Origin of the sequence: Limnofasciculus baicalensis BBK-W-15 (assembly GCF_024178385.1) — a bacterium.
Taxonomy (GTDB): Bacteria; Cyanobacteriota; Cyanobacteriia; order Cyanobacteriales; family Coleofasciculaceae; genus Limnofasciculus; species Limnofasciculus baicalensis.
In genome coordinates, this window is sequence record NZ_JAMZMM010000202.1 from 1 (window position 1) to 10,984 (window position 10,984).

General features: G+C 39.6%; 5 protein-coding genes. 2 read left to right on the top strand and 3 right to left on the bottom strand.

Annotation, left to right across the window (positions count from 1 at the left end):
- Positions 1-318 precede the first annotated feature (318 nt).
- Positions 319-873: a hypothetical protein gene (locus tag NJ959_RS18475; protein ID WP_254013208.1), complete on the top strand. Its 555-nt coding sequence runs from the start codon at positions 319-321 to the stop codon at positions 871-873.
- 92 nt (positions 874-965) lie between these two features.
- On the opposite strand, the gene NJ959_RS18480 is transcribed toward NJ959_RS18475, so the two are convergent.
- On the bottom strand, positions 966-5,927 hold the full coding sequence (locus tag NJ959_RS18480; protein ID WP_254013209.1) for a WD40 domain-containing protein: 4,962 nt from the start codon (positions 5,925-5,927) through the stop codon (positions 966-968).
- Positions 5,928-6,070: 143 nt separating this feature from the next.
- Positions 6,071-7,396, bottom strand: coding sequence for a P-loop NTPase fold protein (locus NJ959_RS18485; protein WP_254013210.1), 1,326 nt, complete (start codon positions 7,394-7,396; stop codon positions 6,071-6,073).
- 422 nt (positions 7,397-7,818) lie between these two features.
- Between NJ959_RS18485 and NJ959_RS18490 the strand changes: the two genes are divergently transcribed.
- Entirely contained in the window at positions 7,819-9,312 is a 1,494-nt protein-coding gene (locus tag NJ959_RS18490) for a phenylacetate--CoA ligase family protein (protein ID WP_254013211.1), read from the top strand.
- A gap of 50 nt (positions 9,313-9,362) precedes the next feature.
- Here the strand turns inward: NJ959_RS18490 and NJ959_RS18495 are convergent, their stop codons facing one another.
- A complete protein-coding gene (locus tag NJ959_RS18495; protein ID WP_254013212.1) occupies positions 9,363-10,904 on the bottom strand; it encodes an ABC transporter permease in 1,542 nt (513 codons plus the stop codon).
- Positions 10,905-10,984: the final 80 nt, after the last annotated feature.

The window sequence follows — 10,984 nt, forward strand, 5'->3', positions numbered from 1 at the left end:
GCCCCCTGCCCCTCCTGCTTTTTGAAGGGGAATTTACGGATAAATCTCCGTAAGCCCTAAAGTATTTGAAGACTTAATAAAGATCGATCAATTTTGTTGCCGATACCCAGGATCTTGCAATAAGATACAAAATAGCGTCATACAAACGTATTACTTGTATTACTTTTATCGAGCTGTCCTACAGCCGGAAAGCAGGAGATGGGGGAAGGATGAAGTGTAATGTGACATTAATCGCAGAAAACGGGATGAGATTCTCTGGTACACTTCATCCTTCAGTTGACATAGTTTTGGCAAAGAGTTGTTTTGAGACGAAATCCCATGTGCTTCACTAACCAACAAATGAAACCCATAGAAGAGAATATCTTGTTATCTTCCCTAACTATGGAAATCGACAGTATTTTTATACAATTACGCAAGGCTGATAAAATTATTTTTAATGAAATTAACTGTCTAGAAAGAAGTTCAATTAATCGATTAAAAAGTCAATCACTTAGCCTGGTTGATGGTAAAAGGCTCAAAACCAGCATTTATCAAATGTATCCCCATCGCTTATTGTGGGATGAACACATTATCTATATGCTGGAAAATGAAGGGAATAACCTGTTCAAATTGATTGATGAATATAATGAATATCTCAATTTGAGGCAGATTGTTCAAGACAGGCAGGATTATACAGAGTTGATACAGGTTGACAATCAACTTGCGGTGGCGACTCGACGATTAGGGGCAATGTTTTATCACTTAAATAGTCATGTCAATTTGATAATAGTGTTGCTGGGAAGCGCAACAATTGAAGTAGAGAAGCAGCAGGTTGGAGTGAAAAATGGTCAAGAATACTTCAATAATCGGAGAATCGATCCATGTCACTGTTGATGGAGTAAGATCGTGAAAAGTATAGAACAGGTATTAATCTAGCATATATTCTGTCACAGGCAAGATGCCTGTTCTACGAATGATGAAATTCGTTACCTCCCCATAACCCCATTACAAAAAGTGTGAAACTCTTGAGGAGTTGCTTCACTAATACTCTGAGATTCCAGATTATTTTCTAAATAATCCTGTAACCAACCACAACCTCGCTGTAATAAATCATCTAAATCAAAGCTCCAGACAATCACGGTTTTATCCTCACTTGCTGATGCTAAGAATTTGCCATCTGGACTGAAACTTAAGCCAAAGATTGCCGATGTATGACCTTTTAATGAATTGATTAAATGCCCCTGGCGACGAGTCCAGATATTCACAGTTTTATCTTCGCTAGCAGAGGCAATAAACTCTCCATCCGGGCTAAAAGTAACCCAATTTACTGAACCATTATGCCCTTCTAAACTTTTGATAAAATCGCCATTGTTATGCCATAGATTAACTGTGCCATCACTACTAGCCGAAGCTATTAATTTGCCATCCGGACTAAAAGTTACCCAATTGACAGGACCGTTATGCCCTTGTAATGGTTTAATTAACTGACCATCGCTATTCCAAAGTTTAACAGTTTTATCTTCAGATGCAGAAGCAATAGTATTGCCATCGGGACTAAAAATTGCACCCCAAACCTCAGCATTATGACCTGATAATGTTTTATATAATGTACCATCAGAGTGCCATAGTTTTACTGTTTTATCGCTACTGCTAGAAACAATAAGCTTACCATTTGGACTAAAACTTACACTATTGACTCTATCCTGATGCCCTTCTAATGTTTTGAGCAACGTGCCATCTATGCCCCAAAGTTTAATCGTTTTATCCCAGCTAGCGCTAGCAATAATTTGACCATCGGGAGAAAAATTTATACTACTAACAGCATCACTATGGGCTGGAATAGTTTTGAGGAGAACCCCATTTTCATGCCAAAGCTTAATAGTTTTATCCCAACTAGCCGTAGCAATAGTTTTACCGTTAGGAGAAAAAGTTACACTACTAACTGGTTGATTGTGTCCCTTAATAGGTTTAATCATACCCCCATTAGCTTGCCAAAGTTTAATGGTATTATCTGCGCTGGCACTAGCAATAATTTTGCCATCGGGACTAAAATTGACTCCTTCCACCATCCTGCCATGCCCTTGAAGAGTTTCAATTAACATACCATCTGTTGTCCAAAGTTTAATGGTATTGTCCGCACTTCCACTAGCAATGGTTTTACCATCGGGACTAAAACTAACACTAATTACCGCATCACTATGCCCTTTAAGTGTTTTAATTAATGTTCCATCCGTGCGCCAAAGTTTGATAGTATTATCTGCACTCGCACTAGCAATGATGTTATCATTAGGGCTAAAATTTACATCCAAAACTGGCTGAGTATGGGCATCTATAGTTTTAATTAATGTTCCATCTTTGCGCCATATTTTAATTGTCTTATCTCCACTCGCTGAAGCAATCAGTTCACCATCGGAACTAAAACTTACGCCTAATACCCAATTTTTATGCCCGGTAAGAGTTTTGAGAAGTTTTCCATCTTTACTCCAAAGTCGCACCGTTTTATCTTCAGATCCAGAAGCAATAGTTTGACCATCTGGACTAAAGCTGATACTATGGACGCGATCTCTATGTCCTATTAAAGTTTTACTTGATTTGCTATTTATACCCCAAGATTTACCATTTCTATTCCAAAGTTTAATTGTTCCATCTTCAGAAGCGGAAGCTAACATCTGCCCATCAGGACTAAATCTGATGGAATAAACTCCTGCGGTATGATCTCGTAAATTTTCAATAAATTCCCCATCTTTGCTCCATATTTTGATAGTATTATCTTTACTTGCTGAGGCAATAAGTTGACCATCGGGGCTGAAAGTAACGCTACTAACCCAATCTCCATGTCCCCGCAAACGGTTCCGTTCTCTTACCTGATAAACTACCTGTTGCAAAGCTGTAATTATCCGCATTCTCGTCTCTGAATTTACTCCAAATGACTTGCGCAATTCTCGACTAGCCCATAAACTTTTAGGTAGGGCATCAAACTGTCGATTAGATGCGACTAAAGCTTCTGAAGAGGCATTGAGGGCAATCAAATTAGCATTATTTTCGCTGAAGGCGGATCTAAATCCCAGTCCTCCAGCAATGATAGTAAGGGTTGCTAGCATTAATCCCAGTAAACGAGCATCTCGCAAGCGTTTCCGTAAGACTTGATTAAGTTTATCTTCTGTTTTCCGTTGTTTATCTTCCGTTTTCCGTTGTTTATCTATCGCTTCTCCCTGCTTTTTATTTGCGTCTGCAAGTTGGGCGCGTAGCTGTTTTTCTCGGATAAGTTGCTGAATTTCTTGTTGACTAAGTTTGTCTCTTTTGCGCAATTCTTCTAATTCTTCTTGAATATTCAGTTGTTTGTTATGGCGGATAAATTCGACGAGATAATCGTGAACTAATTGATATCTGTTGGTGGGAACTTCTGGCAAGAGAAATACCAATCCAGATTTTTCGAGTATTTCTAAAATTAAAGTTAATGATTTTGTCTCAATTGCTGACTCAATCGATAATTCTGCACGAGTTTTCAAGGGACGGTTATTATTTTCATCCGTCATTAAATGCAAGACAATCCAAGCCGCTTGTTCGTTTTCTGGTCCGCAATCTTTAATCACTTTTTCTAAAAAGCGCTCGGCAAGTTTCTTCACAGGACCCCGTTCCCGATACATCGCCAAGTTTGTAATATTTTCTGCTTGTAGTTGCGCTCCGACAATTTGTAACTCAATTGGACGAACGGAGTTATGTTCCCCTGCTAAATCCCGAACTAATTGGTCAATTAAGGCGGGTTCTAAATAGAAATGGGCATGTTCAGTTAAGCTTTCAATTACATCACGAGCGTTAGGTAATAAAAAGTTGCCTAATGGATAGCGAATTTTCTTATCGAGAATACCGTTTTCAATAATATCGATATTAAATTTTTCTAGTTCTAGTAAATGGTGTAAATAATCTTGACGAATAGAAATAATAACTTTGACAAATGCTAAGTTTAAACATTTTCGCAATAACTCATAAAATAATCGCTTTTGATCTCCATTTGTATGACCGAGAAAAAATTCTTCAAATTGGTCAAAAATTAGAACAGTCAATAAATTGCGATCGCCGTTTTCTTTTAACTGATTCAGGATAACTTTAATCCCGCTTCCCTCCTCTCCTACTTCCCTCTGTGTCAATGATTTAACTAGTTCCCCAATCCAATCAGTATAAACTTGTAATACAATCGGCAAAACAATGCGATCTCCTAAAGGTTTGTATGTCAGTGCCGGGACTAATCCTGCCAAGACAATGGAACTTTTTCCTACTCCAGAAGGACCGTGAATTACTGTCAGTTTATAATCGGTACGACTCAACCTTTCGATTAATTGATTTACATCTTTATTTCGCCCAGATGCCGCAATTTCTTGGGCGACAATTTCTTGTTGTTCCAGAGGAGTTATGGTAGGATTAGTTACTAATAGTCTAGGTTGCAAACGACTTGCCCCAATGAAGGCTCGAAAACCATATAATTGCTCAACTGCCCGTTGTTCTTGCTTGATTCTAAATGCTTCTAAATATCGGCTTTGCTCGAAGTAAAGATGATGTAAAGTTTCTAATAAATGAAGATAGCGTTGCAGCTCGTAACGATTATCGCTGGATTCAATCGCTCCTGGCAATTGGCTAGTGGCAATTTCTAACTGTGCGATCGCTTTTTCTGAATCACCGAGTTCCCGATAGGATTTAACTAGAAATAATTGATATATTTGAGTTAATAAAAATGGGTGTAATCCTTGGTAATGACTCCCTAAATCTGACAGAGAATTCAATAAATTTAAGGCTTTTTGAGCTAGTTGATTAGCATCTGTCCACCTCGACTGAGAAAGTGCTACTTCAGCTATAAAGCCATAATCTTGTGCCAGTTGTACTGGAGAGCCATATATTTGATGTAATCTTAGAGCCTTTTGCCCCCATATTTCTAAAGTATCCCACCCCCCTAAATGTTGCAGAACTTCAGCCAATTGGGTAATAAATATAGCTACCAATTCTTGACGATTTGCCCGAGTAAAAACTTCCACAGATTGGCACAAATAAGGCCATGCTTCCTCCCAGTGGCGATATCGTTGCGCCCGATGCAAATCGGCATTACGGCAATAACATAAGCCGAGATAAAATAATAAAATTCCCTGCCTTTCTAAATTATTGGTTCCGCGCCAAAATTGCAAACTTTTTTTGTAACGGAATATAGCATTCGGGATAGAATCGGTCCCATAGTCATATTGACCAAAAACAAATTCTAAACTAGCCTGTAACTCTGGGTTAATAACTTCTCCACGACTTTGTAAATCCTGCACCGCAGAATCTAATTCTAACCTAGTTTGGCAATCCGTAGCAAGATTCAAATGAGAATGGTGCGTACAAACACGCCACGGCGCATATTTTACATCACCTCCATTCAAAACATTTTTAAATAGAGAATTCACCTTTTGTTTCAGAAAATTAACTAACTCCTCTGTAGATATTTCAAACTTAATCGGCGGTGCGCCCCAACTAGTAAAATCAGGTGCTAACTGTACCAACTTTTGCAAAACACTATCGTTTACCCACAAGACAAGAGGAAAAGGCAAACGTTTGCGAAACTCATCCCGTACTTGATTACTTGAAGTCAACAAATCATCAAGAGAAACGACAGATTCTAGCCCCAAAATCACCACAGCAAAATCAGAATTTACCCCAAGCCCCCCCAATCCCCCATATTCCTGAAGGGTTGTATAAAGCGTTTTCACCGACTCTGGTAATACAAATTCTTGGATTTGATATCTGTTTTTCGATAGAGTTTTCAAGCGATGTAATATGCGCTTTTGCAACAGTTTATAATTGCAGCGCACCAATACTAGAGAAAACTCACCTTGAGAAAGGGAAATGGCGCGATCCAGAGCTTTTAATGAGCGCTCATTATGTCGTTCAACATCTTCCGGTAGTCTTGTTACTTTAAGCATAACTGCTGTTTCCTGGTTTTTTTATAGGTAGGGCTGACACAATTTGCACCGACTCAATATTACTCCCCTCCCGCCAGAAGATTACCTACTTCTTCATTTTCCCTCCTTAGTGTCTTAGTGGTTAAACAAAATTCCCCCTCCTACTAACCCTGTAACTTTAACCATGATTGGAATTTCTGCGTCTCTTCCAAAGCTGGATTAATGGCAAACCAATTCCCCAGGCGATCCCGATATTCGTAGACAAACATCCCCCGCAAGAGAGTTGTATATTCAAGATCCCCTTTTACTCCTTGCTCTTGCACTACTTGAAACAGTAATTCCCACTCATCATTATCCAAAGATGATGTCAGGTAATCCCGACTTTCTCGAATCACATTTTCCAAGACTTCGCCAGAAATAGGCGGATCTTCTTGCCTCAAACAACCATATAATATGCCTAGCAAATTACGGAGATGTCCGCCACTGATGCTACAGAGACGATCTAAGGTTTCGGGGGTATCAAACACCTCGTTAATCAACTCTAATTGTCGCACAGGAGTATCATTAGGAAATGCTCTCACCATCACCATTTGTCGTAGTAAAGCCATTCCTTCTTTAGATTCGGAACCATTCCGCTGTCTGACTGGTACCATCGGCAATATTTTAGGAGGAAGTCCACCACCTAAACGATTTTTTAGGATTTCCACATCATTACAGAATGTCAATCCTAGAGGAATAGTATAGACAATATGACACCTGAGTTTTTGTAACTGATCCCCCCGATCGATAAATAAATATTCAGGCAGGGTTCGCCCGGATGGAAGAGTACGATTATCCACCCGATCCAAATTATCGACAATCACCACTAAGCCAGCTTTACCGCGTCGCTTTAATTGCCCGATCGCTTTTTCTAGCAATTCCTGATTAATCGAGTCTAAAATCCCACTAGTGCGGGGTTCCAGATATTCCCGCAATCGCCGACGCAGCATGGGACTTTCTTTAGTTTTTGCGGTAATTTTACCAATTCCAACTGATAATTCTGCCTCAACATTTAGATCAATTGGCGTTTGCAAGAAATCAACTACTTCGGTAAATAGATTGGCAAAATAACCCGGTTTTAGCTTAATCTGAATCCCTTCTAAACTTTCACTTACCTTCCCAGCAATGCTGAGTAAAATATCAGTAATATCAACATCTGCCATATCCAGATCTTGAGAAGATTCAAAATAAACCACATGAAATCCCTCTTGCTCTAACTCGGCTTTCAGTCGGAGCAATTCCGTAGATTTGCCGCAGCCAATATGCCCCGTAAACAACTGACAAGTTGGCTCATTCGGTGACATCCGTGCGATCGTGCGTTTGAGTGACTCAATGATTTTGCTGCCCCGCACTGCCGAAAAATCAATATAGTACTGTCGATCCTCGCGATCGCCCATCAGGGGTTTGCTGGGATTACAAGCTTTATAGAATTTATCCAGATCTATTCCCATAAGCTGTTATCTTCCTTTGTACTCATAATAATATTCTGTGGCATTTCCCCTAGATCCGGAGATTTTTATCCTATTTTTGGAAAATTTACTACTTGGGTAGTGATATAATACTAACGTATTTTTAGCTTGCTAATAGGCAATCTATCATGGTACAGACACCATGTAAAGATTTTAGGCTAGCAGAGTTTATGAAGCTGCTATGAAGATTACATTAATAGTAAGATGTAACTTTAGTAGACGTTCGAGGGTGTCAGATGTTTCCCTATTTGCGAGATTAAATCGCTGTCAGTATAATATAGCGAAGATAATTTAGCCACAAAGATACAAAGGAAGAGAAATGAAGAAGTAAGTAATATTATTACGGGAGGGGAGTCAACTGGCGATATCATTGCCATAGTATTATAAAGTAAATCATAAAAAAAATGAACGAGGAACAAAATCAAAGATCGATTACCGCATTTCAAGATTTTTTAACTACTCCTTTGAATGCGAGACTAGAAAAATGGCATCGCATATCGCCAGAAGTAAATACCCTAGAGTTATTTCATTCTGTCGCAACAACGGTTCCCGCTTACCAATTGTTTCTCAAAGAATATGGTATTAAACCCGCCACAATTCAAACTTTAGAAGATTTTCAACAGTTACCCTTACTCACCAAGGAAAACTACCTGCGGCGTTACCCACTCCCTGAGTTATGCCGCGATGGTAAATTAGAAACTTGCGATATAATTGCCGTTTCCTCTGGCTCCACAGGAAAACCTACTTTTTGGCCTCGTTTTTTCACTGATGAGTTAGAAATTGCTACCCGTTTTGAGCAGATATTTCATGATAGTTTTGCAGCCGACTCGAAGAAGACTTTAGCGGTAATCTGTTTTACTTTGGGAACTTGGGTGGGCGGGATCTACACGACTAATTGCTGTCGCCATCTCGCTAGCAAAGGATATCCCCTCACAGTTATTACTCCTGGCAATAACCAAACGGAAATATTCAGAGTAGTGCAGGAATTAGGTCAATTATTCGAGCAGGTAGTATTGTTAGGCTATCCACCTTTCATCAAAAATATAATTGATATCGGGATTGCCCAAGGTATAAACTGGCAACAATATAATATAAAAATGGTATTTGCTGGGGAAGTATTTAGCGAAGAATGGCGCAGTTTGGTAGGGGCAAGAGTGGGTGCAAATAATCCTTGCTACGATTCTGCTTCCCTTTACGGTACAGCCGATGCAGGTGTATTAGGAAATGAAACACCTCTGAGTATTTCTATTCGCCGCTTTCTGGCAGAAAATCCCGATGCGGCGCGTACCTTATTTGGAGAATCCCGATTACCTACATTAGTTCAGTATGACCCATTGAGTCGCTTTTTTGAAGTTCATGATGGCACGTTGCTATTTTCTGGAGACAATGGGATTCCTTTAATTCGGTATCATATTTCCGACAACGGAGGGTTAATTAGTTATGATGAAATGCTAGAGTTTTTAGCAGAATGGGGATTCAATCCAGGAGCAGAGTTATCAAGAGGAGTCCATAATTTACCCTTTGTCTATGTCTTCGGGCGCTCCCATTTCACAGTTTCTTACTTTGGCGCAAATATTTACCCAGAAAATGTGACAGTAGGGCTAGAGCAACCGACAATTCAAGACTGGGTAACGGGTAAATTCGTCTTGCAGGTTAAAGAAGATATAGATAAAAATAGCTTTTTGTCAGTTGTAGTAGAATTAGCACCAGGGATAGAAGAGAGTGAAGAAAAACAAACTGCCATCGCAACTGCCATTCTTTCCCAACTCTTGCGATTAAATAGCGAATTTGCTAATTATATTCCTGTTGAATATCAGTTACCGCAAGTCACGCTCAAACCAACAGGAGATTCCGAGTATTTTCCCGTTGGTGTGAAGCATCGTTATACGCGAAAGTGAAGGATTATGTAGGGTGCGTTACAAATAACGCACCCTACTGAATTGCAAGGTTAAGATTTATGTCCAACAAACATTGCCTTCGATACAGACTCTCCAGCCAGCCGCAACTGTCGAGTTAAATAGAAATTCAAACCAACCATTACCGCCCACTGACTTAAGATACTCAAGAAAACAGTAATTACTGACGCTTGTGGCAAAACAAACCAAGAAGCGCCAAATACAGAAAACATCCACAATCCGAAAAATCGATTCCCTGACTGTGCTAATAGCAACAGAGGGAGGATAATTACCACACTCAATAAACTTGCTGCCCAAATCCAAGATTTAGCTCGTTTTGCCAATAACATTAACTGCCCAATTATGGAGTAAATGAAGATTAAGTTTCCACTCAAAATTAAACCCGCAATTGCTTTAATTTTATCCTCAACACTCACAGGGAATAGCAAAACCCAAGGTAACCAGATTGCCCCAGTGATAGCCAGATTAAATGCCATCGCAACCACCGCTGGACTTCTTTTCCCCCCAAGCCAATCCACCCAAGAAGCGTTAAATAGTTTGAATTTTGAATTGTGACTTTTTACTTCCCCATAGCGTGCCCAATCCAGTAAATCTTGCCGTTGGGGTGAAATCGCATAAATCACACCCAAGAATAAGATAAGAGTGACAATCGAAACTCCAAATAGGTAACCAAAAAAACTATCTTTACCAGTCACATTATCCTGAAGTAGCCACCAAAATAATCCCAGCAACCAAACCTCAAAGCTACCAACTAACCAATAACTCTGTTGCTTACTTAGGAGCGTTTTATTTGGATTGGGGAATAGACGATTAGCAGATTGCCATAGCCAATAAGTAGCCACACTAATTGTAATTAAAAGCCAAAGATTAAGCAAGATCAGCTTATTACCAATAGGGAAAATAAACCAGAAAAAATCACCCAATTCCCTGTAACTGAGTGTTTCCCAATCTAATTGAAACTCAAGCAAACCGATAAATGAACTACCCAACCACGCACCTAAAAAGCTACTTGCCACAGCTTGATAAGGGGCTTGAGTTAAACTCGCATTTAGCAGCACCGCACAGTAGAGAAACCCACAGACAGCAATCATTAGGGCATAAAATGCGATCGTCCAACTGAAAGGGATACCTGCGGCAATTCCCGCACCTAAATGTAAAGGTAAAGCCAGTAAAATCCCCAGGTAAACTAATAGAGGTACTCCCAGAATTTTACCCAATAAAATATTCTCGCTCGATTGGGGGCTTAAGCGAATAAAATTGAGCGTACCGCGACGCTCTTCTTGCTCCATGTTGGCAACAAGAAGGTAAACACTAATCGCAAATAGGGCTAAGGGAAATATCCAATCAAGACTTCTGAATATACTCAGCCAATCGAACTTCCAATCCCATTCAATGCAACCGTTTTTATCATAATTAGCGCAATCTTTTCTAGAAAAAGTCAGACAAATAATGGTTTGGACGAATAAAGAAGCCGTAATGACAGTTATGGCATTACGGGGCTTCATGTGCCCTTTGATTTCCCGCAACAACTGGGGATTCCAGTCTCCTATTCGATCGAGTGATTTCAGTAGCATTAGTAATATCTCCAGATTGTTGTTGGTTATTTGTTATTTGTTGTTTGTTGTTTGTTGTTTGTTGTTTGTTGTTTGTTGTT